This is a genomic window from Epilithonimonas tenax DSM 16811 (assembly GCF_000428485.1).
Taxonomy (GTDB): Bacteria; Bacteroidota; Bacteroidia; order Flavobacteriales; family Weeksellaceae; genus Epilithonimonas; species Epilithonimonas tenax.
In genome coordinates this window covers 105,056-129,284 of record NZ_AUAA01000006.1, presented here as the reverse complement: position 1 = coordinate 129,284, position 24,229 = coordinate 105,056, and the positions used below count along the sequence as shown (strand labels likewise).

Annotated in this window: 26 protein-coding genes; 17 read left to right on the top strand and 9 right to left on the bottom strand. The window is 38.3% G+C overall.

Features of this window, described 5'->3' with window-relative positions:
- Nucleotides 1-674 precede the first annotated feature (674 nt).
- The 17 genes from F564_RS0104695 to F564_RS0104605 all read left to right on the top strand — a co-directional run bounded on the left by F564_RS0104695 (nt 675) and on the right by F564_RS0104605 (nt 15,717).
- Nucleotides 675-1,712 (top strand): aldo/keto reductase, encoded by a 1,038-nt coding sequence (locus F564_RS0104695; RefSeq protein WP_028121597.1) that lies wholly within the window; start codon nt 675-677, stop codon nt 1,710-1,712.
- Nucleotides 1,713-1,765: 53 nt separating this feature from the next.
- The gene (locus F564_RS0104690; protein WP_028121596.1) at nt 1,766-2,680 is read left to right on the top strand and encodes a helix-turn-helix domain-containing protein; all 915 of its coding nucleotides are present in this window, start codon (nt 1,766-1,768) and stop codon (nt 2,678-2,680) included.
- A 240-nt stretch (nt 2,681-2,920) separates the two neighbouring features.
- On the top strand, nt 2,921-3,598 hold the full coding sequence (locus F564_RS0104685; protein ID WP_034980739.1) for a type 1 glutamine amidotransferase domain-containing protein: 678 nt from the start codon (nt 2,921-2,923) through the stop codon (nt 3,596-3,598).
- A gap of 359 nt (nt 3,599-3,957) precedes the next feature.
- Nucleotides 3,958-4,134: a histone H1 gene (locus F564_RS0104675; protein WP_028121594.1), complete on the top strand. Its 177-nt coding sequence runs from the start codon at nt 3,958-3,960 to the stop codon at nt 4,132-4,134.
- A gap of 233 nt (nt 4,135-4,367) precedes the next feature.
- Entirely contained in the window at nt 4,368-5,003 is a 636-nt protein-coding gene (locus F564_RS0104670) for a Crp/Fnr family transcriptional regulator (protein ID WP_028121593.1), read from the top strand.
- 118 nt (nt 5,004-5,121) lie between these two features.
- Nucleotides 5,122-5,916 (top strand): sulfite exporter TauE/SafE family protein, encoded by a 795-nt coding sequence (locus tag F564_RS0104665; protein ID WP_028121592.1) that lies wholly within the window; start codon nt 5,122-5,124, stop codon nt 5,914-5,916.
- Between the two features lie 213 nt (nt 5,917-6,129).
- On the top strand, nt 6,130-7,542 hold the full coding sequence (locus F564_RS0104660; RefSeq protein WP_028121591.1) for an MBL fold metallo-hydrolase: 1,413 nt from the start codon (nt 6,130-6,132) through the stop codon (nt 7,540-7,542).
- A 22-nt stretch (nt 7,543-7,564) separates the two neighbouring features.
- On the top strand, nt 7,565-8,128 hold the full coding sequence (locus F564_RS0104655; protein WP_028121590.1) for a YeeE/YedE family protein: 564 nt from the start codon (nt 7,565-7,567) through the stop codon (nt 8,126-8,128).
- A gap of 11 nt (nt 8,129-8,139) precedes the next feature.
- On the top strand, nt 8,140-8,622 hold the full coding sequence (locus tag F564_RS0104650; protein WP_028121589.1) for a DUF6691 family protein: 483 nt from the start codon (nt 8,140-8,142) through the stop codon (nt 8,620-8,622).
- Nucleotides 8,623-9,065: 443 nt separating this feature from the next.
- Nucleotides 9,066-9,998: a ring-cleaving dioxygenase gene (locus F564_RS0104640; RefSeq protein WP_028121588.1), complete on the top strand. Its 933-nt coding sequence runs from the start codon at nt 9,066-9,068 to the stop codon at nt 9,996-9,998.
- Between the two features lie 72 nt (nt 9,999-10,070).
- Entirely contained in the window at nt 10,071-10,364 is a 294-nt protein-coding gene (locus F564_RS0104635) for a GNAT family N-acetyltransferase (RefSeq protein ID WP_028121587.1), read from the top strand.
- Nucleotides 10,365-10,402: 38 nt separating this feature from the next.
- Nucleotides 10,403-11,356 carry a VOC family protein gene (locus F564_RS0104630; protein WP_028121586.1) on the top strand — a complete coding sequence of 318 codons (954 nt, stop codon included), beginning with the start codon at nt 10,403-10,405 and terminating at the stop codon, nt 11,354-11,356.
- A 2-nt stretch (nt 11,357-11,358) separates the two neighbouring features.
- Nucleotides 11,359-12,006 carry an alpha/beta hydrolase gene (locus tag F564_RS0104625; RefSeq protein ID WP_028121585.1) on the top strand — a complete coding sequence of 216 codons (648 nt, stop codon included), beginning with the start codon at nt 11,359-11,361 and terminating at the stop codon, nt 12,004-12,006.
- A 16-nt stretch (nt 12,007-12,022) separates the two neighbouring features.
- A complete protein-coding gene (locus F564_RS0104620) occupies nt 12,023-13,633 on the top strand; it encodes a Na+/H+ antiporter (protein ID WP_028121584.1) in 1,611 nt (536 codons plus the stop codon).
- Nucleotides 13,634-13,787: 154 nt separating this feature from the next.
- Nucleotides 13,788-14,099, top strand: a complete 312-nt coding sequence (locus tag F564_RS0104615) for a hypothetical protein (protein WP_028121583.1) — start codon at nt 13,788-13,790, stop codon at nt 14,097-14,099.
- A 10-nt stretch (nt 14,100-14,109) separates the two neighbouring features.
- Complete coding sequence (locus F564_RS0104610; protein ID WP_028121582.1) at nt 14,110-14,706, top strand: Crp/Fnr family transcriptional regulator; 597 nt, start codon at nt 14,110-14,112, stop codon at nt 14,704-14,706.
- A gap of 252 nt (nt 14,707-14,958) precedes the next feature.
- Complete coding sequence (locus F564_RS0104605) at nt 14,959-15,717, top strand: pirin family protein (RefSeq protein ID WP_394330625.1); 759 nt, start codon at nt 14,959-14,961, stop codon at nt 15,715-15,717.
- Between the two features lie 197 nt (nt 15,718-15,914).
- Here the strand turns inward: F564_RS0104605 and F564_RS0104600 are convergent, their stop codons facing one another.
- From F564_RS0104600 to F564_RS20145, 9 genes are all read right to left on the bottom strand, one after another.
- Entirely contained in the window at nt 15,915-16,613 is a 699-nt protein-coding gene (locus tag F564_RS0104600; RefSeq protein WP_028121580.1) for a hypothetical protein, read from the bottom strand.
- A 261-nt stretch (nt 16,614-16,874) separates the two neighbouring features.
- Nucleotides 16,875-18,329: a sigma 54-interacting transcriptional regulator gene (locus F564_RS18695; protein WP_034980735.1), complete on the bottom strand. Its 1,455-nt coding sequence runs from the start codon at nt 18,327-18,329 to the stop codon at nt 16,875-16,877.
- Between the two features lie 9 nt (nt 18,330-18,338).
- A complete protein-coding gene (locus tag F564_RS0104590) occupies nt 18,339-19,481 on the bottom strand; it encodes a vWA domain-containing protein (RefSeq protein ID WP_028121579.1) in 1,143 nt (380 codons plus the stop codon).
- Nucleotides 19,482-19,638: 157 nt separating this feature from the next.
- Nucleotides 19,639-20,283: a MarR family winged helix-turn-helix transcriptional regulator gene (locus F564_RS0104585; RefSeq protein WP_028121578.1), complete on the bottom strand. Its 645-nt coding sequence runs from the start codon at nt 20,281-20,283 to the stop codon at nt 19,639-19,641.
- Between the two features lie 47 nt (nt 20,284-20,330).
- Nucleotides 20,331-21,029 (bottom strand): SDR family NAD(P)-dependent oxidoreductase, encoded by a 699-nt coding sequence (locus tag F564_RS0104580; RefSeq protein ID WP_028121577.1) that lies wholly within the window; start codon nt 21,027-21,029, stop codon nt 20,331-20,333.
- 40 nt (nt 21,030-21,069) lie between these two features.
- Nucleotides 21,070-21,351: a TIGR03643 family protein gene (locus F564_RS0104575; RefSeq protein WP_028121576.1), complete on the bottom strand. Its 282-nt coding sequence runs from the start codon at nt 21,349-21,351 to the stop codon at nt 21,070-21,072.
- A 2-nt stretch (nt 21,352-21,353) separates the two neighbouring features.
- On the bottom strand, nt 21,354-22,832 hold the full coding sequence (locus F564_RS0104570) for a cryptochrome/photolyase family protein (RefSeq protein WP_028121575.1): 1,479 nt from the start codon (nt 22,830-22,832) through the stop codon (nt 21,354-21,356).
- Nucleotides 22,820-24,121, bottom strand: a complete 1,302-nt coding sequence (locus tag F564_RS0104565) for a DASH family cryptochrome (protein ID WP_028121598.1) — start codon at nt 24,119-24,121, stop codon at nt 22,820-22,822. The genes F564_RS0104570 and F564_RS0104565 overlap by 13 nt, the downstream gene beginning before the upstream one ends.
- On the bottom strand, nt 24,073-24,228 hold the full coding sequence (locus F564_RS20145) for a DUF2256 domain-containing protein (protein ID WP_076605650.1): 156 nt from the start codon (nt 24,226-24,228) through the stop codon (nt 24,073-24,075). Before F564_RS20145 ends, F564_RS0104565 begins: the two co-directional genes overlap by 49 nt.
- Between the last annotated feature and the right edge of the window lies 1 nt (nt 24,229).

Below are 24,229 nucleotides of genomic sequence, written 5' to 3'. Positions count from 1 at the left end.
AATAGGATTACAGAAGATATGGATAAAGCTGTTAGCCTTTAAACCGCCTATTATTAATAGTATAGAAATACGTCACCATAAGCCACGTATAATGACAGAGAGTTTGTTATCTCAAAAAAAATTGGATTGTCAATGAGGAAGACAGCAAGTCCATAGATCCATTGTGATCTTATAGGGTCTCTATTAAACGAAAAATTTAGTTCAGGAACTTGAGAATAAAAAAGAGAAGCGCTGTAAGCCGGATTCTGTTGAAGCTTGTTATTAAAATAATTGAAAAGACTTTTTAAATAAAGAATAATTATTAATCATCCAATATTAATTTAAAAAATCAGAACAGTTAAATATGAATGAGCGCAGGACTGTTTAAAAGAAAGAGGTTAGTGAGAATAGTAAGCTCTATCAAATTATTCATTTAATAAATTCTGTAATTCGATGGATGAACATTTTTGAGATATGTCATAAATTCTACTAAAAGATTGAAGTTTGAATAAATTGCCACCTATCAACAGAAAAAGGTCAGATTGTAACGCCGGGTTTTTTTTTGCTCAATTACGGAATAATATTAAAAACAATCAATAAGATCAAATCCTCATTTTGAACACAAACAACTTCATTTTGAATACATATACAAGTTAAAGGCTTCTGACCTTTGTACTTCATAATAAAGTAAAAAAATGAAGTACAAAATTTTAGGAAATACAGGCTTGAAGGTTTCAACGCTTTGTCTAGGAACAATGAATTATGGCGGAAAAGGTTTCTTTGGCTATATGGGTAATCTTGACCAGAATGCAGTTGACGAACAAATAAAAACAGCAACAGAGGCGGGTATTAATTTTATTGACACGGCAAACATTTATTCAGAGGGACTTTCTGAAGTGATGATTGGTCAGGCAATAAAAAATCTTTCCATCAACAGAGACGATTTGGTTTTGGCTACTAAGGTTAGAGGTACGATGGGCAAAGGTCAAAACGATTTGGGGCTTTCTAAAAAGCACATCATTCAACAGGTAGAGAGTAGCCTAAAAAGGCTTGGCACAGATTATATTGATCTCTACCAAATTCATACAGCAGATCCGTTGACACCAATTGAAGAGACCATCCGGACTTTAGATGATTTGGTAAGAAGTGGGAAAATAAGATATTTCGGAGCTAGTAATATTGCGGCTTGGCAATTAATGAAAGCACTGGCTTATTCACAATACAATCATCTAGACAGATTTGCATCGCTGCAAGCCAATTATTCATTAGACGTTAGAGATGCAGAACGTGAAATTGTACCAATGCTGCTGGATCAGAAGGTAGGAATGATGGTTTGGAGTCCATTAAGCGGAGGATTACTAACCGGTAAATACAAAAGAGATGGTCAGAAAGGAGAAGGGCGACTGAATAGTTTTCCATTTCCACCTTTTCACGAAGAAAGGGCTTATAATGTTTTAGACGTGCTTACACCAATGGCAAAGCAAAAACAAGTTTCAATTTCTCAATTGGCTCTGGCTTGGTTGTTACATCAGCAAGTTGTAAGCAGTGTCATCATCGGTGCAACAAAACTGGAACAACTTCAAGACAATTTAAAAAGTGTTGATGTTGTTTTTACGGCTGAAGAAATCTACCAGCTAGACGAAGTAAGTCAATTACCTGTTGAATATCCTGGAAATGTTTTAGAAATAATGACGATGGATAGAAGCGAAGGAAATGATTTTTTAAATTCTTAAATTTACAAAGCATCAATTAGGCAGTCAGAAATTGCTGCCTGCCTATTCAGATTATGAAAAATACAGAGCAAAACATCAAGAAAATAAATTCCGTAAAAGAATTGCATTCTTATATGGGGCTGCCAAGTCCATTAAATCCATTAATTACAATAATTGATCATTCACAGACACAAAGTAATATTCAGGAAAGTGATCAAAAATTACTTTTGGATTTTTACAATATTTCAATCAAAAGAAGTTTTAAAGGGAAATTAAAATATGGAAAAAATCATTATGATTTTGATGATGGTACGATGTCCTTTATTGCGCCAAACCAGATAATTAGTGTGGATAATGACAAAGAGAGAAATATGGATGGGTGGTCTTTATTATTTCATCCTGATTTAATAAGACAATATCCATTAGCTAAAGCAATGAAAAGTTATGGCTTTTTTTCCTATACAGTAAATGAAGCCCTTCATCTTTCGGAAGAAGAGGAAAAAACAATCGAAGTAATCATTCAAAACATTCAAAAAGAAATCAATTCGAGATTAGATCAATTCAGTCAAGATGTCATCGTTTCAAACCTAGAGCTGCTATTAAGTTATTGCAACCGTTTTTACAGCCGACAATTTCTTACACGGAAAATGGCAACAGACGACTTATTAACAAAGTTTGAAATAAAACTAGATCATTATTTTAGTGACAATTCAAATCTTGTATTACCAACAGTAGAAAAATTAGCGACCGAATTAAATGTTTCTTCTCCCTATTTAAGTGATATGCTGCGAAATATTACTGGACAAAATACACAGCAACACATCCACGAGAAGTTAATAGAAAAAGCAAAAGAGATTTTGACAACTACTAATTTGACAGTAAGTGAAATTGCTTATCAGCTGGGATTTGAATATCCACAGTCATTCAGTAAATTATTCAAGAGTAAAACCAATCTGACACCGAGTGCATACAGGCTAAGTTACAATTGATTCACCGTTTCTTACATCAAGAGTAATTACGTGTGGTGACCAATGTGTTTAAAATCTTTTTGAAATTAATTGATGTTTCACAAACATCAGACCTTATCTCTTAATTCTAATTGATCTCTTTTCCTGCAGTAAAATACGGGAAAACATGTGATTTGGATCACATGAAAATAGTGACCTAAGTCTTGTTTGTAAAAGTATATTATTTTGCAACTTTGTATTACTAAATTAAAGAATATCAAAATGAGCAAAAAAGTATTATTCGTGATCACTAGTCACGACCAGTTAGGAAATACCGGTTTGAAAACCGGATTCTGGACAGAAGAATTGGCAGCTCCTTATTATGCATTATCTGATAAAGGGATAGAGATCACACTGGCATCGCCAAAAGGAGGTCTTCCGCCAATTGATCCAAAAAGTGAAGATCCTTCATCTCAAACGGATGCCACTCGCCGAATGGATCAGGATTCTGACTTGATGGATAAATTAAAAAATACACATCAATTATCTGAGGTTAAAAGTGAAGATTATGATGCGGTATTTTATCCAGGTGGCCACGGCCCTTTGTGGGATCTTGCCGAGGATCAGGTGTCACAGCAGTTGATTGCCGATTTCTATTCAAGTGACAAACCTGTGGCATTTGTATGCCATGCACCTGGTGTTTTGAAGGATGTCAAAATCAATGGTGAATATCTGGTAAAAGGCAAAAATGTAACTGGATTTACCAATACAGAAGAGGAGGCAGTCCAACTGACTGATATTGTTCCTTTTTTGGTAGAAGATATGCTGAAAAAGAATGGTGGTGTGTACAGTAAGATCGAAGACTGGAACCCTTATGCAGTGGTAGACGGAAGGCTTATTACAGGACAGAATCCTGCTTCTTCTGAAAAAGTGGCAGAGGAATTGTTGAAGTTGATCTAGATCAGATTCATACTTTTTGTAAAATAGATAAACGGCATTTTTGCCGTAATTGTGGCCGGAAGAATTTTCGGCCATTTTTTTGTTTTGAATACTTTAGCTGTACGGACACCTGAAAAATAAATCAGAATACGCTCAATTTGATGCATCAAATAAGCGCGTGTTTGGATGAAAATGTCAAGAAATACAAATAAAGAAATAGAGAATGAGTACTGTAATTCGTAGTATGAACATAAAATGAGTAGCAAGTACGTTAATTATTTACAATTTTATCATACAATTCGCTTTAAATTATGAAAATAGACCAGTTTTATTGGTTGAAAAATGTATTTTTGCCGCCAATAATTTTTATTCAACTTATTATGAAAGAATTGATCGAACAAATCAACACAGAATTTGAAGCCTTCAAAGCAGATGCAGAATTGCAGTCAGAAAAAGCGAACAAAGCAGCAGGTACAAGAGCTCGTAAAGCATCTTTAAGCCTAGAAAAGCTATTGAAGGAGTTTAGAAAAGCTTCATTGGACGCTTCCAAAGCTTAGTAAAAGCAAATACAGACCTTGTTCATAACAGGGTCTGTTGTTTTATACCTCTTGATCTCTACTCAAAAACAGACCTTGACTTTTTTGGAATGAGCGTCAAAGAACAGCTTGGATTAAGATTGAAATAATCAGTTCCGAACGGGATCATTCAAGTTGATAAATTAATTTTCTTTCCGTTTTAAGAATAAAGGATTAACGAAAATTACCTTATTTTAGCCTGTAAATTAATTGGTATGAACGATTCAGTTTTAGCTTCAGAGTTTATTTCATCTCCGGAATTGGTTGGAAATCTAAAGAATAACGGAGTCCTGAAAACCTACCACGAAGGTGACATTATTTTGGATGAAAATGCTTCCATCCGCTCCATACCGATTGTGATGAAGGGATTATTAAAGGTAATCCGTACCGAAGAAGACGGGCGAGAGATTTTACTCTATTACATCAAAGCTGGTGAAAGCTGCATTATGTCTTTTCTTGGTGGGATGCACAATGAAAAAAGTATCGTGAAAGCAGAAGTGGAGGAAGATTCTGAAATCCTTTTTCTGCCCATAGATAAGGTTTCACTCTTCATTAAAGAGTATCCGGAATGGTTGGATTATATTTTCAGGCTCTACCACAAACGCTTTGAAGAATTGCTGGATATTATCAACGCTATCGCTTTTAAAAAAGTAGATGAAAGATTATTGAATCTCCTCCATAAAAAATCTGAAATTTCTCATTCAAAAAGCATCATTATTACCCACGAACAACTTGCCAATGAGCTTGGAACGGCTAGAGTAGTGGTCTCCAGACTTCTGAAACAGCTCGAAGATTCCGGTAAGCTTACTTTGGGAAGAAATAAGATTATACTTTCAGATTCTATTTCTTGAAATATTGTACGCTTTAAGACTAAAGAATAATTTTGATGACATCTAATTGTCCTTCTGTAACAAAAGTAGCAGTACAGCTAGATCAATAGTTCCATTTTTGCACCATAATAGTTGAAGAATGGAAATATATGGTTACATCGCATCGGTTTTTATTGGTGTTTCTTTAGGATTAATTGGCGGCGGCGGAAGTATTCTTACCGTTCCCGTTCTCGTTTATCTCTTTGGGCTAGATGCTTTCTTGGCGACAGAATATTCACTTTTCATTGTCGGGATAAGCAGTATGGTGGGTTCGGTTTCTTATTTCAAAAAAGGTTTGGTCCATTTCAAAACAGCTTTTGTGTTTGGTCTTCCCTCTATCATTTCTATTTTTATCACACGGAAATTCCTTTTACCATTGATACCTGATGATATTTTCAGTTTTGGAAGTTTTATGGTAACCAAAGATTTATTGCTGCTGATGATTTTTGCAGGATTAATGATTCTTGCCTCCTATAAAATGATCCGAAAAGGAGCAGAAGACAACACAGAAATACCCCATCCAGACCATCACAATGCTCTTCTGGCAGCAGGGGAAGGCTCTGTAGTAGGAGTTTTAACAGGTTTGGTAGGCGCAGGCGGAGGCTTTATGATCATTCCCGCTTTGGTAAATCTTCTGAAAACGCCAATGAAAGTGGCCATTGGAACCTCTTTGGTCATCATTTCTTTTAACTCTCTCATCGGATTTTTCTCTTCATTCAATACAGTGAAAATTGAATGGAATGTATTAGTAACCATCTCAGCAATCGCTGTTGTAGGAATATTGATAGGTACCCAATTATCAAAGAAAATTGATGGTAAAAAACTAAAACCGGCTTTCGGATGGTTTATTTTGATGATGGGAATTTACATTATTATTAAAGAACTTTTCTTCTAATATTATTTGGGCAGCTTTATCCGCCTTCCACTCCCGCTTTTTTGCTCGTCGTTCCTCCTCACAAAAAGAGCTCCGTTCAAGTCGGGCTGCAATCATTCGGCGTTTCATAATAGGAGATAATTAATTAACACCCTTATGTAACAAAAGTAGCTGTACAACAGAATTCAAACCCAGAAATTTGTATCAAATTAAAATTAAATAAAAAATATCAAAATGCAAATAGAACAAATTTATACAGGATGTCTCGCTCAAGGAGCTTATTACATTGTTTCAAATGGTGAAGCTGCAATCATTGACCCTTTAAGAGAAACCCAGCCTTACATCAAAAGACTGGAAAAAGACAATGTAAAACTCAAATACATCTTTGAGACTCATTTTCACGCAGATTTTGTGAGCGGTCACGTAGACCTCAGCAAAAAAACAGGTGCACCCATCGTCTACGGACCAACTGCTAATCCGGATTTTGAAGCCATTATAGCAAATGATAACCAGATTTTTGAAGTGGGAAACATCAAAATAAAGGTTCTGCATACACCCGGACATACAATGGAAAGCTCTTCCTTTTTATTAATAGATGAAAATGGAAAAGAAAATGCCCTTTTCAGCGGTGATACTTTGTTTCTCGGTGATGTTGGCCGTCCCGATTTGGCTCAGAAAGCGGCAAGTATGACTCAGGAAGAATTGGCAGGGCTTCTCTACGAAAGTTTGTATCAAAAAATTCTGCCTTTAGATGATGATATTATCGTTTATCCGGCTCACGGTGCTGGTTCTGCGTGCGGAAAAAATATGCAGAAAGAAACGGTAGATACCCTGGGAAATCAAAAGAAAACCAATTACGCACTGAATCAAAAAGATAAACAAAGCTTCATAAAAGCGGTTACAGATGGGCTTCTTCCGCCACCTGCCTATTTCGGGATGAATGTGGCATTGAATAAAAAAGGCTACGAAAGTTTCGATAAGGTCTTGTCTAAAGGTCTACACGCACTTTCCCCCGAAGAATTTGAAGAATCGGCAGAACTTTCTGGCGCTTTGATTCTGGATGTAAGAACGAATGACGATTTTGCAAAAGGTTTTGTTCCCCAATCTATTAATATCGGTTTAAACGGAGATTTTGCCCCTTGGGTTGGCGCTCTGATTGTAGATGTAAAACAACCGATTTTATTAATTACCGATGAAAATAACCAGGAAGAAACGGTTACAAGATTAAGCAGAGTTGGTTTTGATAATGTTATAGGTTTTCTGAAAGGCAGTTTTGAAGCCTGGAAGAGCAGCGGAAAAGTAATTGATACCGTACACCGTATTTCTGCACAAGAATTTGAAAAGGAAATTGAAAATAAAGATGTAAAAATCGTCGATGTACGAAAAGAAAGCGAATACCAAGCAGAACACGTGGATGAAGCCTACAACAAGCCTTTGGCTTACATTAATGAATGGGTTACAGATATTAATCCTAGCGAACATTTTTATCTGCACTGTGCGGGAGGGTACAGAAGTATGATGGCAGCAAGTATTCTTCTGGCAAGAGGTTACAGAAATTTTACCGAAATTGCCGGAGGTTTTAATGCAATTGTGCAGACTGGTATCACAAAAAGTGATTTTGTGTGTCAAAGTAAAGTTTTAAAATAATTTAATTTAAAAAATAGTATTAATGTTAGAAATCATAAAAGAACCTTGGGCGTGGTATATCGCAGGTCCGCTGATTGGTCTCACCGTTCCTACACTCTTAATTTTGGGGAATAAATCCTTCGGAATCAGTTCATCACTACGGCATATTTGTGCAGCGTGCATCCCCGCAAATATTAATTTTTTCAAATATGACTGGAAGAAAGAATCTTGGAATTTGTTTTTCGTTTTTGGAATTTTCTTCGGAGGAATGATTGCCGCTCACTTCTTAATGAATGGTCAAGACATCATCGTCAACCCAAAACTCAAAGCAGAATTGGCAGGCTATGGCATCACCAATTACAGCAATTTGGTGCCAGTAGAGTTGATGAATTTTGAAAATCTGGTAAGTCTGAAAGGGTTTTTCATAATGGTGGTAGGTGGTTTTCTGGTAGGTTTCGGAACCCGATATGCTGGGGGCTGCACAAGCGGTCACGCTATTATGGGACTTTCAAATTTACAGTGGCCTTCATTAGTTGCAACCATTTGCTTTATGATAGGTGGTTTTTTAATGGCCAATTTTATTTTCCCATTTATTTTATCCCTTTAAATTGATTAAAAATGAAAAAAGAAACAGATATAAGACATCAAGATTCTATTTGCACCAACGAAAGTCGTATTCAGCATCGATGGTATCATCTTTTGAAATACCTTTTGGTGGGGATTGCATTCGGGATTGTGTTTGTAAAAGCAGAAGTAATCAGCTGGTTCAGAATTCAGGAAATGTTCCGCTTGCAGTCGTTCCATATGTACGGTGTTATAGGAAGTGCAGTGGTAACAGGAATGATTTCCGTTTGGATCATCAAAAAATTCAACATCAAAACAATTTATGGAGAGCAGATTTTTATCGCCCCGAAGAAATTCAGTAAAGGGCAAATTTATGGCGGACTGATCTTCGGATTTGGCTGGGCAATAACAGGAGCTTGTCCCGGACCGCTTTTTGCACAGATCGGAACCGGAGCAGTAGCCGTAGTCATTACCTTGTTGAGTGCCGTTATGGGAACTTGGGTTTATGGATATTTCAGAGATAAATTGCCGCATTGATTTCGTTTAAAACAGAATGCGATCAAGTATTGGAATACTGCATTTGATCACATTAAAATGGCCATCAATGCAAGAGATCAAGACATCTGATGTCATCTGGCAAACAACGCTTTAATCCGTTCAGAAGCAACAAATTGTACGTGATCCATCTCCGGGATCAGAACTTTCCTGATAAGCCCAGATTATTATAATCCAGATCAAAGCCAGTCAAACTGAACAGTAATTCCAGCGAAAAGTGACCATCTATGATCGGATTTGAGAGAAAAATGACATCCATGTATAATGTAATTGGTTTCCAGACTGGGTATTGTTTACAATTTAATATGAGTCACTTTTTGCTCATCAAAAGAAACAAGGCAATGGTCTGATTTATTAATCTAGTTAAATGTCCAGCAGTGCTATCTACCATAAATTTGTCCTATCAAAATTAAACGATCTACAAAATGGAAAATAGAATCTTAGGATTGCACCACATCACCGCAATCGCCAGCAATGCCAAAAGAAATTTAGATTTTTACACTCAGGTTTTAGGATTACGACTGGTGAAGAAAACCGTGAACTTTGATGATCCCGGAACCTATCATTTTTATTTCGGAAACCAAACCGGAGCAGCGGGGACAATCCTGACATTCTTTCCTTGGGAAGGAATCGGGCAGGGAACCAACGGAACTGGTTTGGCAACGCACATTGGATATTCTGTGCCAAAAGGAAGCTTAGAATTCTGGAAAAACAGATTCCAACAATTGAATATCACTTTTGAGGAAGGCCAAATTTTTGGAGAAAAATTGATTTCATTCCAAGATCCGGACGGCTTACAAATCCAATTCATCGAAACTTCAACGCCCGATGATAGAAAAGTCTGGACTACTACTGATATCAAGGATGAGAATGCCTTGAAAGGTTTCCACAACATCACGTTGACATTGAAAAAAGCAGATCCTACCATCAAAGTATTAACCGATATTTTTGGCTACGATCTACAAAAACACGAAGGCGAGAGATACCGTTTTGCAACGGATGCTATTGAAACGGCCAACCTTGTCGATATCATAGAGAACGATAAAATGGTCGCAGGAAGAAATGCGTCAGGAACCAACCACCACGTGGCTTTCCGGGTGAAAGACGACAAGGTTTTGATGGCATTTCGTGAAAAAGTACTGTCCGCAGGTTTTAGCATCACACCGAAAATCGACAGGGATTATTTCTACTCATTATACTTCCGAGAACCGGGCGGCGTTTTGTTCGAAATAGCAACTGAAAATCCCGGATTCACTGTAGATGAGCCGTTGAGCGAATTGGGACAAAAGCTTAAACTTCCAAAACAACACGAAGCTTTACGTGAAAAAATTGAAAAAGTATTACCGAACTTATCATAGGTTATTACCCAATTTTTAGAAAGACAATATCTTAGCAATAAGCAATAAGCAATAAGCAATAAGCAATAAGTTATGGAAAGAACAGAAGTCGTTGTAGGCAATATAAAAGGAGAAGTTCAGCTTTTCTCAGACGGTAAAAAAGCAGGAAAAATGGATATTTCTGTGGTAGAAAATAAATTAACTGTCTACCACACAGAAGTGGATGAAGAGTATGCAGGAAAAGGTTTTGCCAAATTGTTACTGGATCAGCTGCTTTCTTACGCCGTAGAAAAGGATTTGAAAATTGTGCCTTTGTGTCCGTACGTTCACGCACAATTCAAACGTCATCCGGAGGAATACAAGGATGTCTGGTTAAAAGAAGAATAGACAAACAACCAACAACTACCACCCAATAACTAAAAACTATGGCACTCATCACAGGACTTCACCACGTTACCGCCATCACCGGCGATGCGCAGGAAAATATAGACTTTTACACCGGGGTTTTAGGACTCCGACTGATCAAGAAAACCGTCAACTTTGATTATTCCGAGGTTTATCACTTCTATTTTGGGGATCAATTTGGAACTCCCGGAACAATTATGACCACGTTCCCGTACGGAAAAGGTCTGGTAAACGGCAGACACGGCAAAGGAATGCTGAATACAACGGCTTTTTCCGTCTCAATGGAGGCGCTGGATTATTGGGTGGATCGTCTGGATTATTTTGATATCCCTTACAAACAGCCACAGGAAAGGTTTCCAGGTGAAGTTTTTATTTATCTGGAAGATTTTGACGGATTGGGTTTGGAGCTGGTTTTCAATCATACAGATGAGCGGAAAGGCTGTGATAATGGTTTTATTCCAAAAGATAATGCGATCAAAGGTATTCACCACGTAGAAATCTGGCTGAATGCTTATGAAAGAACGGTGGCACTTCTTACCACGCAGATGGATCACAAAGTGATTTCAGAATCATCCAACAGAATCCGTTTGGGGATAGGTGATCTTCCCGGAACATATGTTGATCTTCTGGCAGGGGCGGATTCTCTGAAAGGATTGGCAGGAAGAGGAACAGTGCATCACGTGGCTTTTGCAACACCCAATGCAGAAACACAGCTTGAGATGATTGAAAAATTAAACACATTCGGATTGGAACATACCGAAGTGAAGGACAGAAAATATTTCACTTCCATCTATTTTAAAGAACCAGGCGGCGTTTTATTTGAAATCGCTACTTCAGGTCCGGGTTTCGATATCGATGAGGAACTGGCTTCTCTTGGTGAGGATCTGATGTTGCCGGAGCATTTTGAAGAACAGAGAGAACATTTATTAAACGTTCTTCCTGTCATTAATTATCCAACAGAAAAATTTAAATAAAAATGAGTCACACTTTAGATATAAAAACAGCCGGAAAACCTGTTGGCCAAGCCGAAAAAGCATTGATAATGATTCACGGCAGAGGCGGAAGTGCACAAGATATTTTGAGCCTTTCCGAACATCTTAATGTAGAAGCTTATGCTTTGTTGGCGCCACAGGCAACCAATGGAAGTTGGTATCCGTTGTCGTTCCTCGCTCCGCTTGAGCAAAACGAGCCGTGGTTGTCATCAGCCATCGAAACTGTGGGAGCAACTGTGAAAACGGCTTTGGATGCGGGAATCAAAACTGAGCATATTTACTTTTTCGGATTTTCTCAGGGTGCGTGTCTCAGTTTGGAATTTTTGGCAAGAAATGCTCAGAAATACGGTGGAGCAATGGCAATCATCGGTGGTGTGATTGGCGATAAAATCAACCGTGACAATTATATAGGTGATTTTGCACAAACGCCAGTTTTGTTAGCAACAAGCAATCCGGATTTCCATGTTCCCGTAGAAAGAGTGTATGCAACAGCCAATATTCTGAAAGAAATGAATGCTGATGTGACTGAGAAAGTGTATGCGAATTTCGGACATTCTATCAATGAAGAGGAAATTGAACTGGCCAATTCTATTGTTTTTAAATCATTGATAGCTGCAACCTCTAACCTCTAAATTCTAAAAAAAAACGATGCACGAACAATTACTACTCATACTAGGACTTCTATTGTTGGTCATGTTATTGGTCATGCTGGCGCAGCGTATCAAAATCGCTTATCCCATATTTTTGGTGTTGTCAGGATTGGGAATCAGTTTGATACCTGGCGTTCCTGTTTTGAAACTGGATCCGGAAATTATTTTCCTGATCTTTTTGCCACCATTATTATATGAAGCAGCTTGGTACACCTCGTGGAACGATTTCTGGAAATGGAAACGCACCATCGGACTATTGGCTTTCGGACTGGTTTTCCTGACGTCTATTGTTGTAGCATTTGCATCACAGGCGTTGATTCCAGGATTTACTTTGGCTTTGGGGTTTTTGCTGGGCGGCATTGTTTCGCCACCAGATGCGATTGCAGCGACCACCGTTTTGAAAGGTTTAAAAGTTCCAAAACGAACGATTGCAATGTTGGAAGGCGAAAGTCTCATCAATGATGCCTCGTCATTGATTGTTTTTAGATTTGCTTTGGCAGCTGTGATGACCGGTGTATTTTCTATGCAGCAAGCCACGGGACAGTTTTTCCTGGTTGCGGGAATGGGCGTTGTGGTTGGCGTTGCAGGTGCTCATATCTTCTATGCGATCCACAGATTTTTACCTACGACACCAGCGATAGATGCCGCTTTGACGGTGATGACACCGTATATTTTATTTCTTTCGGCAGAGCATTTTCATTATTCAGGAGTAATGGCAGTGGTGAGTGGCGGACTGTTTATGTCGTTCCGTTCGCACGAGATCTTTAGAACAGGAACCACAAGAATCAATATGATTGGTGTTTGGAATACGTTGATATTTGTGATGAATGCCTTGGTTTTTGTTCTGATCGGATTGGAACTTCCCGATATTGTTGATGGATTGGGCGAGACGTCTGTAAAGGATGGAATCAAATATGGCCTCATCATTAGTTTAATCGTGATCGTCGTGCGTATGCTATGGATTTATCCAGTAGCGCATATTCCGAGATGGCTGAGCAAAAAAATCAGAAAAGACCCAAGTCCGGGTTGGAAAAATCCATTGATTATCGGCTGGGCGGGCATGCGTGGTGTAGTTTCTCTGGCAACAGCCTTGTCGATTCCGGTGATGATGAATGAGCAGTCCGCATTTCCGCACAGAAATCTAATCATCTTCATCACATTCGTTGTGATTTTTGTGACTTTGATTTTTCAAGGTTTGACCTTGCCCTTGATCATTAAATTGACCAAGATTGGCGAGATAGACAATATTCAACCTTCTCACGAGCAGCAGGCAAGTATTCAAATCAGACTGGATCATCTGGCGGTCAACCGACTGAATGAAAAATACCAGTCTAATTTGGAAAGCAACAGTCTGGTGGCGAATTTTAAACACACCATTGAAAATGATATTTTGCAGCAGCATGGTCACCTCGAATCTTCGGAAATGTGTACCAACAGAAAAAATGATTTAGATGAATACCAAGAAATGATGCTGGATATCTTCGCATTGCAGAGAAAAGAATTATTCAAGATAAAACGTGAAAACCAGTTCAGTGAGGACGAAGTCAGAAAAGCGGAATCACAACTGGACCTCAATGAACTTAAAATAACGGGTAGCAAGCATTTATAATACAGACCAAATCCCGGCCTCCGATAAGAATGGCAAATTTTTTTGCGGTTGGCGTTGGCGTGGGAAAAAAAGATATGGTGTTTCTAACCAGTTCAGCATAAATTCTTAGCGGGATGAAGCTCCCGAAAATTAACTTTAATACAACCAATTTCAAATGGAAAGCTTACAATTTTTAGTGATCGGGAAAAATCAGGACATTCTTGAAACCTTAAAAAGAATTATCGAAAATAATGAAGGCTGGAAAGCAGAAATCAAAAGCGATGTAAGCGTCTGCTATGATTATATCAAAAAAAATCAGGTCGATATTGTGCTGTTGAGTTCCGGTTTGGAAGAAGACTTTGAAAAGGATATTAAAATATTTTGTGAAAACTTTGATCAAGATGTGAAGGTGATAGACCATTACGGCGGCGGAAGTGGGCTTTTGAAGAATGAAGTTTACACACATTTCCCTAATTTGCAGCCGTAAAACTTAATTTATGTTTGAAAATATCATCAAGAACGTCACGCGTTTTATCAGTCTGAGCAGCGAAGAAGAGAAACTATTCACCGGTTTGTTGGTCTGTGAATCCTTTCCGAAGAAAACAATATTGCTGCGCGAAGGTGAAGTTTGCCAGTTCGAAGGCTTCATTCACAAAGGCTGTTTAAGGGCTTACTACCTTGATGATAATGGTTTTGAAGTGACCATTCTGTTTGCTATCGAAGATTGGTGGATTAGTGATATTGCCTCGTTTCAGGATCAGAAACCTTCCAATTTGTATATAGAAACCATTGAAGATTCAGAGATTTTTATGCTGAATCCCACCACCAAAGAAAAGTTACTTCAGGAAATTCCAAAATTCGAAAGGGTTTTCAGGATGCTGGTTCAAAGAAATCTTTTTACGCTTCAAAACCGTCTGGTAAATACCATTTCCAAAAGTGCATCTGACCGTTATCTGGAATTCATTAAGCTTTATCCTACCATTCCACAGCGTGTGGCGCAGTATTACATTGCTTCTTATCTCGGCGTTTCTAAAGAGTTTGTAAGTACCATCAGAAAGCGTTTGGCGACTAGGGAGAAACAAATCAGAATTTAAAATAGATGGTGTCGGATATAAAAATAGCCGGCATTTTTTTTTGCATTAACGCCATTTATTAAACTAGTTAAATGCACAGCCAATCCCATCACCATAAATTTGTACTCTTAATAATGATTAAACAGCATCAGGGATATGGACAAAAAAGATTTTGTAAAGAAAGGATTATTGGGAACAGGGATGTTCGTAACCACCGAGTCATTGGGAAATACGATGAAAAATGAGATCGACGAAATTGAGCCTCTAGAACCGATGGGATACAATCATTGGCCCAATCCTGGATCTAAGATCAAAGACAATGCTGTGATTCACAGAGCAGATTCAAGAGGGAAGGCAGACCACGGTTGGTTGGCCAGCCATCATAGCTTCAGCTTTGCAAATTATCACAATCCGGAGAGAATGCACTTTGGCGTTTTAAGAGTTCTGAATGATGATAAAGTAGAAGCGGGAAGAGGTTTCGGAACGCATCCGCACGACAATATGGAAATCATCAGCATTCCTTTGGAAGGTGATTTGGAGCACAAAGACAGTATGGGAAATACAGCCATCATCAAGAGTGGAGACATCCAGGTGATGAGTGCAGGTACCGGGATTATGCACAGCGAATTCAATAAAAATAGTGATCGTTGGGTGAAGTTTCTACAAATCTGGGTGTATCCAAACAAAAGGAATGTGACGCCAAGGTATGATCAGATGACTTTAAACCAATCAAAAAGTCAGAATACATTCCAGCAGATTCTTTCTCCCCATGCAGATGACGAAGGCGTTTGGATCCATCAGAATGCCTGGTTTCACCTAGGAAACTTCGAAAATAATGTGGAAACCAATTACCAGATCAGGAAAAAAGGAAACGGTGTGTATGTCTTTATTTTAAAAGGAAGTGCGGAAATCGAAGGACAACATGTGGAAACAAGAGACGGTTTTGGCGTTTGGGATATTTCTGATTTGAACATCAAATCAACTTCAGGAAATACAGAAATTTTATTGATGGAAGTTCCGATGACGATGTAATGGAAAAATTTGAAAGCCACTGTAAGATCGTGTTCTAATGAAAAACGCGTTCTTGGATTTTATAATCGGTGGTTTTTTTTTCTTAAAATTGATGTGGCTTTAAAATTAATTGGGTAATCAATAACTTTATTAAGATCGGTTTTTAACGGCGTATTAGAAGATTTAGATGGATCAATAAAAAATCATCTTTTATCTTGTCAGCAGATCAAAAGCAGCCGGTACTCACCGTCATTTTCTCGCGGTGCGCGGTGTATGCATGGTAAAACCTGTTTTTCCGGATGGTCTACGGCTAGCTTCCAAAGATGACCTGTTTTTAAATGGATTGCCTGAGCATCAGGTTTTGGTGCATAGTGAAGATCGAAAAAGTATTCTTTTAAAAAGAAATCAAAGGTTTCTTCTGATCCTTTGTGGCATTCTTGGAGCTTCGTACGGATTTCAGGAATTAAGATTTTCTGTATGGCCTGATCATTTGGCAAGATGTCACTTGTTGCACCATAGTAAGTGCATAGAAAAGTACTTGTATCAATGGGTGAACGGTCTACGTGATAAGAATAAACATCTGTTGAGATGAAATCCAACTCGTCATCTCTTTCGTAGTTCTTCAGCAGATTGAGGGAAGGTAATGCACCGTAATCCGTTAGTAATTGCAGGTCATTTAAAATGATGTCCCTTGCAATGTGACCGTTTTCCGAAAGTTGAAGAGCCAGTAGATCTTCAGGGTACACTTCTGTGATATTCTCTTTTAACTGGATTTTGGATACAATTTCCTCAAAATCTCCACGCAGATCTCTTTCCCAACAGATGGCATTCACAACTCCATGAAAATGGGTGTTTACAAGATCAGAAAAAGTTGAAACCACTTCAATTTGATTAGTCTCAGAAAATGTATTGTCCATATGTTTTAAAAATATCCCTTTGATCCATACAAAAATAGGTCACAAGTCGAGATATAGAAAATGTATGTCTTAGTTTTTTATCAGACAGGATGATTTAATTTTAAATTGCGAAAAAAGTTTGTTTCTTGTGACAGAAAATTCATCGCTTGATCCAGTCCTATTCAGCTGTGTTTTTTAGCAGTCAATTGGAACTATCAATAACAATAAATCCTTCGGAATTTTTCGAAGGATTTGTTGATGTTGATCTTCAAGATTTGTAGATCATTCTCTGAAAAACTGTCCTATACCAGCTGATTCAAAAGTGAATGCCATAGAATTTTCAGATTTATCTAATTTTTTGCTGATGGTCAATGCCCATAAAACCAATTCTTTACATAAGTTTTGATCTTCCACACTCAGTCCAGAAGCATTGTCTTCGATCACCGTTGTCAAAGGGGTGATGCTGCTGAGTTTGTTGTAGAAATCGTCATCACTGTCGGTGTAATTAAGTTCAAGTTGATGGCTGTTGAACCATTTGATTAGATCGGTGTAAGGCGTTTTGATGCCTTCTTTGTCCAATTTAGAAATCCGTGGAAAGATGCTTTCAAACTGAAGCATTACTGCTTTGTCAATCAGTATTTTGGCAACATAATCAGCACCTTCCTGTTCACCTTCGTAAACCAATTCAATTTTTCCGGTGATAGACGGTATGATCGACATAAAGTCTAGCAAACGAACCGTGGTTTTTTCCGCACCGGTTTCTATCAGACGTAATTTTGCTGCCGCTACTAGATTTTCCATCGCACTGATGGTGAGTCTGGCGCTTACGCCACTTTTGGCATCCACATATTCACTATCTCGCGCTGCAAAAGCGACTTCTTCCAAAAGATTTTTCGCCAATTCTGGAATTTGGATTTGGGATTTATCCTCGGCAGAGATAGCCGCTTCCTGCTCTGTGATTTGTTTTGCTAATGCAATGGTTTTAGGATAATGTGTGAAAATTTGTGATCCAATTCTGTCTTTCAGTGGCGTTACGATACTGCCACGGTTGGTGTAATCTTCTGGGTTTGCTGTAAACACAAACTGAATATCCAACGGCATTCTCAGCTGAAATCCACGGATCTGAATATCACCTTCCTGTAAAATATTAAACAAGGAAACCTGAATTCTCGCCTGTAAATCCGGCAATTCATTCAACACAAATATAGAACGGTTGGCTCTAGGAATCATCCCATAATGCAAAACACGCTCGTCTGAATAAGGTAGTTTTAAAGTTGCTGCCTTGATGGGATCTATGTCACCAATAAGATCGGCAACATTCACATCAGGAGTCGCCAGTTTTTCAAAGAAACGACTGGAGCGGTGAACCCAGGCAATGGGCGTTTCGTCACCCAATTCTGCAATCAGATCTCTCGCAAATTTTGAGATCGGCTGAAACGGACTGTCATTGATCTCAGAACCTTTTACAATGGGCATGTACTCGTCCAGAAGATTGACCATACTTCTTGCAATTCTGGTTTTTGCCTGCCCACGCAAGCCTAAAAGATTGATGTGATGACCTGCCAAAATCGCTTTTTTCAGTTGAGGAACGACAGAATCTTCGTAACCCCAAAGTCCTTCGAAAACGGGTTCCTTGGCTTTTATTTTTGCAATCAGATTAGCCTGAATTTCCTGACTGATGGTTTTATCGGTATAGCCTGATTTTTTTAAGGCTTTGAATGTGATATCGTTTTTCATTTTTATCTTTTATATTCTCTTGATTCTATTTTTCTCGTAATCTTCGAAGATCATTTGTCCCAAACCGGATAGTCCTGTCAAAAAAGCTTTTCCCTTGTTCTGAGCGGTGAAAGCTTCCACAAATTTCCGCAGGTAAGGATCCTGCGCAATCATAAAGGTAGTGATGGGAATTTTCAGTTTTCTGGCTTGTGCTGCTTTGTTGAGACATTGGCCAACGATCATTTCATCCAGACCTACGCTGTTCATGTAATATTCGCCAGTTGGAAGTTTAATGCAACTTGGTTTACCATCAGTAATCATAAAGATCTGCTTGTTGGTATTTCTTTTTCTGCGGAGAATGTCCATCGCCAGTTCCAGTCCTGCCACCGTATTGGTGTGAAAAGGTCCCACTTGAAGGTAAGGAAGATCTTTGATTTTGATGGGCCACGCTTCGTTCCCGAAAACAATAATGTCGATGGAATCTTTAGGGTATTTTCGGTTGATGAGTTCTACCAAAGCCATCGCTACTTTTTTGGCCGGTGTGATTCGGTCTTCACCATACAAGATCATCGAGTGGCTGATGTCTATCATCAGCACCGTACTCATCTGCGCTTTGTGTTTGGTTTCTTCTACGATGAGGTCGTCTTCTGTCATTCTCAGGTCAGCAATGCCGTTGTTGATTTGGGCATTCTTGAGACTTTCGGTCATATTGACTGTGGAAAGATCGTCACCGTATTGGAAGCTTCGGTTTTCGCCATCACGCTCGTCGCCGACGCCAGATTTGTTGGTTCTGTGATTTCCGATGCCGGATTTTTTCAGCTTACCGAAAATTTGATCCAATGCATATTCCCGCAAAGCCGCTTCCAGTTTGGCGGTAAGAATGTTTTTCCCTTTTCCGCTTCCGGTATTTCCGTCTTCGGAATCATCTTCTTTTTTGATGTAACCGCGTTTTCTGAGGTCTTCTTCAAAATCGGCCAGTGTATAGTCGTCGGTGAAGATATCGTATTCTTTATCCAGCATATCGAGCCAGTCAAAGGCTTCTTCGATATCGCCGGAAGTGTGGGTCAGTAAGTCCTTGAACACATCAAAAACCCGGTCAAAATGGGATATTTCTTCCGGAACGTGTTTGCTGAATGTGAATCCCTGTTGAAAATTAAATTGTTTATGCTTCATAAAATCAATCTCCTAATTTAGAAAGTACAAGTTATGGAAATATCAGACCAATAGTCTCTGTTTACAAATAGAAAAATCTAATCAGCACGATAAGCAAAGAGAATCTTGCTCAGCATATTTCTACCATCAAGCTTCTACTGATAGACGCTTTAAAATTTCAAATCAAACCGCTTATTTTTTTGATATCGGCATTTTTGTAATCTGCATAAACGTGGGCATGAAATTCGTTTAACTTTTTCATCATTCTCAGGAATTCATTTTTCTCGTGATCGTTCAGTTTTCCGGAAAGTATCTTTGAAGTCTGGTTCACATTTTCTACGGACTCGTGGAATATCTTTTTTCCTTGTTCTGTGAGATTCAGTCTCTTGCTGCGTTTGTCTTCTATATCGTTCTTTTCTTCTAAAAATCCAGCTTCCAGCAATCTTTTGATGATCTGGATTCCGGTTTGTTTTTCGTGTCCATTTTTTTCTATCAGCTGGATTTTGGTAAGAAATGGCTCGTCCTTCAGTCTGTAGAGATAGGTGAATTCTTCGTTTGCCAATTCGGGAAAATTGCCCAGACCTTTTCGGATAAGCTGTTTCGAGTATCTTCCCAAAAGCAAAACCTGCTTGCAGATTTCATTTTCTGTAAATGATACCTGATGATTTTCGTTTTGAAAGAGTTTGGTAGGACTTTCTGTGGCGTATTTTTTATCATTCATCCACATACGGAAGTCGTCAACGCCTGCATTGCATTTGTAAGCATCAGAATTTTCAAATTCTTTGACTTGAACCAGCAGATCTATAAAAAAGTCGGTGTTCATAATTTAATTTTTAAGTATAGTAATCGTTGTGTTTTTTTTAAGCGCTATCAAAGTTTGGTATTTCCCATTCCGCCGTCTATGCCGATGATTTGTCCGGTCATCCAGCCAGAATTGGAAGATAGTAAAAATTCGGTCATTTTTGCCATTTCGTCTGCCTTTCCAATGCGTTGCAGCGGATGTCTTTTGCCGGATGCTTCTACCTTTTCCGGCGTTGAAAGCAGTTGGGAAGCGAGTTTTGTATCCGTCAAAGATGGCGCAATAGCATTGACTCTTATTTTTTGAGAAGACAATTCGGCGGCCAGACTTTTCGTGAGGCCTTCTACAGCACTTTTGCTGGCAGCGATAGAGGCGTGAAATGGCATTCCTAACTTAGCCGCGACAGAGCTGAAAAGTACAACAGAGGCGCTTTCAGATTTCTTAAGATTCGGTAATAATTTCTGAATCGTTTTCACGGCACCCAAAACATTGATCTCAAAATCATTTTTAAAATCCTCAACAGTTAATCGATTAAATGGTTTTAGATTGATGCTTCCCGGCGCATAGACCAATCCGTCAACCACTTCGGGGAAGTTGATTTCATCAAGATTTCCGTTGAGAATATCCATTTGATGAAATTCTATATCTAAATTTTTAATCTCAGAATTTTCAGTTTTTGAGATACCGATAACGCTGTTATTCTCTGAAAGAAGTTTTGCTGTGGCAAATCCTATTCCCTGTCCGCAACCGATGATGACTATGTTTTTCATTGTTTTTGTTTTTAGAATTATTATTTGAGATCAAAAGCAATTATCGTTTTGAAATTTTATTAAGGCTTATGGTGCGTTGTCTTGTACATTTAAATCTATCAATCTCAAGATTTCTTTTCTTCAAATGTTTCTGGCTTACGCCAGAGTTGACTCTTTTTCTCCAGAGGCGAAAACTGGAAGGTTTCAGTTCTGTTCTCATCATTTCGATCACTTCAGATTCTGAGATTTTGAACTGAAATGCTATCGCTTCAAAAGGCGTTCTGTCTTCCCACGCCATTTCTATGATTCTGTCTTTTTGTTCGAGATCAAATTCTTTTTTCATTGTTATTTCAAATCTTTAATGGTTTGTTGGGCGATGGTGAAATGTTCAGTTTTTTTATCATCCGTCATTTTATCGAGCGTTCTCAGCATCATTCCCAATCTTGGGTTGGTTTCAAAGAAAATGCGGTTGTCATTCACAAAATTCCAGAAAAGGGCATCCCATTTTTTGCTCCAGTCGCCATCAGAATAATCGCTCATTTTTTTAAGATAATGGCTGCCGCTGATGTACGGTTTTGTGCTCATTTTTCCGCCGTCAGAAAAGCTGCTCATGCCATAAACATTAGGAACCATCACCCAATCGTAAGAATCAATAAACATTTCCATAAACCATTGGTAAACGTCATCAGGATTCAGTTTCAGAAGATTCATAACGTTGGCAAAAATCATCAGTCGCTCGATATGATGCGCATATCCGGTTTGCAAAACTTTCAGAATCGTACTGTCAATTGGTTTTATGTTTGTCTTGCCTGTATAAAAAGACGTCGGAAGCGGATTGTGATGTTTCCAGTAATTTTTATTTCTCTGAAAAGTGCCTTCATACAGATAAATTCCTCTCACAAACTCTCTCCAACCCAAGATCTGACGGACAAATCCTTCCAAAGAATTGATCGGGATTTTATATGCTTCAGCATAATCAATCGCTTTTCCCAACACTTTTTCAGGATCCAGAAGACCAATGTTTAGCAATGGAGAAATGACGCTGTGATGCAAAAAATGTTCACGCTCTACCATGCTGTCTTCATACACGCCGAAGTCTGAAAAACGCAGCTCCAGAAACTGATCAAACCATTTTTCCGCTTCGTGAAAAGTCACGGGATACAATTGGTAAGAAGTCAGATTCCCATAATTTTCACCAAAGTTTTTCTCTGTGTATTTTCTGGCTTCTTCGTTATATTGATTATTTTCCGGAAAATGTATGGACGGTGCTTTTTTATTTTTCGGATATTTTTTTCTGTTTTCTGTATCGTAAGTCCATTTTCCACCAAGAGGTTTTCCGGCTTTCATTAGAATATTTCGGGAGATCCTCTGCTGTTTGTAAAAATCGGTTTGATGGTAAGATTTTTTACCGTCAAAATATGCTGTCAGATCATCTTTTGTATTGATGAATAATGGACTGTCGAGAATTTCCAATTCTAATCTGGTAGCTTTGATTCTCTTCTCAAGCCAATGATCGCAAACGTCTGTGGTGATAATTTTCCCGAATTTTTCTTCTTCTAAATGTTTGATTAATTTTCTGACGTCTGAAAGTGGGGAAGTGCTCTCAATATATTCAACCCGGAATTTTAATCGGGTCAAATAATCTTCGTAAAACTTCATTGTCGCTCTGTGCAAAGCAATTTTCTGTTTGTGAAATTTGTACTGTCTGAAAAACAGAAATTCTTCCACCAAAAAAATGGGTTGACTTTTATCAAGACAATCCGTGTCTTTAAAAAGTTGATGCGGAAATATCAATTGGGCAACAAGAGGTTTTACTTCAGCCATAGATTTCTAAATTTTTGATCAGCATCATACTGTTCTGCCTGTTTTTCTGAGTTAAAAGTTCTGCTTCTCGGATCATTTCCAACGCCTGCGAGATACATCCAATTTCCGTAATTGCTGTGAACATCATAATCGATGAGCATTTCCTCGAAGTAAGCCGCACCAACTCTCCAATCTTGCTGTAGAATTTTACAAAAATAGGACGCAACATTCTGTCTTCCACGGTTGCTCATCCAGCCTGTATTTTTTAGTTCCAGCATATTAGCATTGATGAAATCTGAATCTGTCTCGCCATTCACCCAACGATTGATTGCATTCTGATCAGATTTAAAATCATAGTCTGTCTCTAAAATACCGTTCTGATGAAACAGTTTGTTATGATGCTGTTTGGACGTATATTTAAAAAAATCTCGCCAAAGAAGCTCAAAAAACATCCAATACGTAGAATCATTGCTGCCAAATTCTGCTTCATAATTCTTTATTTCGTGATAAACAGATACGGCAGACAAACTTCCGTTGGCAAACCAGGCAGAAAATTTGCTGCTGTAATCTTTACCAAGCAAACCATTTCGTACATCTTTATAAACACTGAGATTTCTCGTCTCAAAAAAATAAGATTTTAACCTTTGCAAACCTTGCGTTTCACCACCTGAGAAAGGAAAAGCCGAAGATTGATTCACCTCAAAATCATCAAATCCTAATGATCCTAAAGTCATATTGTCGCTCATTAGTTTTAAATCAAAAAACGATTTTGTGTACTTCAAATCTTCTGTGTCAAATTCTTTTCTAATACTCAGCTTCTTTTCAATTTTTTGTCTGAAAGTAGTGAACAATAAAGGGACTTTTTCCAATTTTTGTTTTACGAAATCTGGTTTTAATAAAAGTTGAGAATAGGATTTCGACCATTTTGCATTAGGTAGAACTTCCTTAATCTCATTTTCAATATTGATTTCTTCCTGAGTCCACTCTCTCTGACAGACGATCTTTTCAATCTCAAAATAATTCGAAATCTGCTTAAAAACAGCCTGAGTCTTGCCCCTTTTTTTCAGAAACGGAATTTTCTTTTGATCTAAACTTTTTTCCAGATCTAAGACGCTTTCCAACAAAAATTTTGCCCTGAACTTCCCAATTTTCCTGAAGCCAAGTTGTTGAGATTTAAAAAAATCGTCGTCAAAAATATAGACAGCAAGAAAAGGCAAATCATCCTGCATTATTCTGTGCAGTGACTCATTGTCCCTGATTCTTAGATCTTTGGTAAACCAGAGGATGTTGATTTTTTGTTTTTCCGACATCTTTCGCTACAGTATTTGACCTCGTTCCAGTTTTTTGCCCATTTTTTCCGCCAATTAAAAGGAAGGCCGCAAACTTCACAAGTTTTTGAAGCTAATCCTGCAGGCATC

What these genes read in the sequence shown, in the direction of transcription:
- F564_RS0104610 (WP_028121582.1), top strand. Translation starts at nt 14,110, where the DNA reads ATGTTTGAAAATATCATCAAGAACGTCACGCGTTTTATCAGTCTGAGC.
- F564_RS0104615 (WP_028121583.1), top strand. Translation starts at nt 13,788, where the DNA reads ATGGAAAGCTTACAATTTTTAGTGATCGGGAAAAATCAGGACATTCTT.
- F564_RS0104625 (WP_028121585.1), top strand. Translation starts at nt 11,359, where the DNA reads ATGAGTCACACTTTAGATATAAAAACAGCCGGAAAACCTGTTGGCCAA.
- F564_RS0104665 (WP_028121592.1), top strand. Translation starts at nt 5,122, where the DNA reads ATGGAAATATATGGTTACATCGCATCGGTTTTTATTGGTGTTTCTTTA.
- F564_RS0104675 (WP_028121594.1), top strand. Translation starts at nt 3,958, where the DNA reads ATGAAAGAATTGATCGAACAAATCAACACAGAATTTGAAGCCTTCAAA.
- F564_RS0104600 (WP_028121580.1), bottom strand. Translation starts at nt 16,613, where the DNA reads ATGGACAATACATTTTCTGAGACTAATCAAATTGAAGTGGTTTCAACT.
- F564_RS0104640 (WP_028121588.1), top strand. Translation starts at nt 9,066, where the DNA reads ATGGAAAATAGAATCTTAGGATTGCACCACATCACCGCAATCGCCAGC.
- F564_RS0104690 (WP_028121596.1), top strand. Translation starts at nt 1,766, where the DNA reads ATGAAAAATACAGAGCAAAACATCAAGAAAATAAATTCCGTAAAAGAA.
- F564_RS0104585 (WP_028121578.1), bottom strand. Translation starts at nt 20,283, where the DNA reads ATGAACACCGACTTTTTTATAGATCTGCTGGTTCAAGTCAAAGAATTT.
- F564_RS0104655 (WP_028121590.1), top strand. Translation starts at nt 7,565, where the DNA reads ATGTTAGAAATCATAAAAGAACCTTGGGCGTGGTATATCGCAGGTCCG.
- F564_RS0104570 (WP_028121575.1), bottom strand. Translation starts at nt 22,832, where the DNA reads ATGGCTGAAGTAAAACCTCTTGTTGCCCAATTGATATTTCCGCATCAA.
- F564_RS0104605 (WP_394330625.1), top strand. Translation starts at nt 14,959, where the DNA reads ATGGGATACAATCATTGGCCCAATCCTGGATCTAAGATCAAAGACAAT.
- F564_RS0104685 (WP_034980739.1), top strand. Translation starts at nt 2,921, where the DNA reads ATGAGCAAAAAAGTATTATTCGTGATCACTAGTCACGACCAGTTAGGA.
- F564_RS0104670 (WP_028121593.1), top strand. Translation starts at nt 4,368, where the DNA reads ATGAACGATTCAGTTTTAGCTTCAGAGTTTATTTCATCTCCGGAATTG.
- F564_RS0104650 (WP_028121589.1), top strand. Translation starts at nt 8,140, where the DNA reads ATGAAAAAAGAAACAGATATAAGACATCAAGATTCTATTTGCACCAAC.
- F564_RS0104630 (WP_028121586.1), top strand. Translation starts at nt 10,403, where the DNA reads ATGGCACTCATCACAGGACTTCACCACGTTACCGCCATCACCGGCGAT.
- F564_RS18695 (WP_034980735.1), bottom strand. Translation starts at nt 18,329, where the DNA reads ATGAAAAACGATATCACATTCAAAGCCTTAAAAAAATCAGGCTATACC.
- F564_RS0104575 (WP_028121576.1), bottom strand. Translation starts at nt 21,351, where the DNA reads ATGAAAAAAGAATTTGATCTCGAACAAAAAGACAGAATCATAGAAATG.
- F564_RS0104590 (WP_028121579.1), bottom strand. Translation starts at nt 19,481, where the DNA reads ATGAAGCATAAACAATTTAATTTTCAACAGGGATTCACATTCAGCAAA.
- F564_RS0104565 (WP_028121598.1), bottom strand. Translation starts at nt 24,121, where the DNA reads ATGTCGGAAAAACAAAAAATCAACATCCTCTGGTTTACCAAAGATCTA.
- F564_RS20145 (WP_076605650.1), bottom strand. Translation starts at nt 24,228, where the DNA reads ATGCCTGCAGGATTAGCTTCAAAAACTTGTGAAGTTTGCGGCCTTCCT.
- F564_RS0104660 (WP_028121591.1), top strand. Translation starts at nt 6,130, where the DNA reads ATGCAAATAGAACAAATTTATACAGGATGTCTCGCTCAAGGAGCTTAT.
- F564_RS0104580 (WP_028121577.1), bottom strand. Translation starts at nt 21,029, where the DNA reads ATGAAAAACATAGTCATCATCGGTTGCGGACAGGGAATAGGATTTGCC.
- F564_RS0104620 (WP_028121584.1), top strand. Translation starts at nt 12,023, where the DNA reads ATGCACGAACAATTACTACTCATACTAGGACTTCTATTGTTGGTCATG.
- F564_RS0104635 (WP_028121587.1), top strand. Translation starts at nt 10,071, where the DNA reads ATGGAAAGAACAGAAGTCGTTGTAGGCAATATAAAAGGAGAAGTTCAG.
- F564_RS0104695 (WP_028121597.1), top strand. Translation starts at nt 675, where the DNA reads ATGAAGTACAAAATTTTAGGAAATACAGGCTTGAAGGTTTCAACGCTT.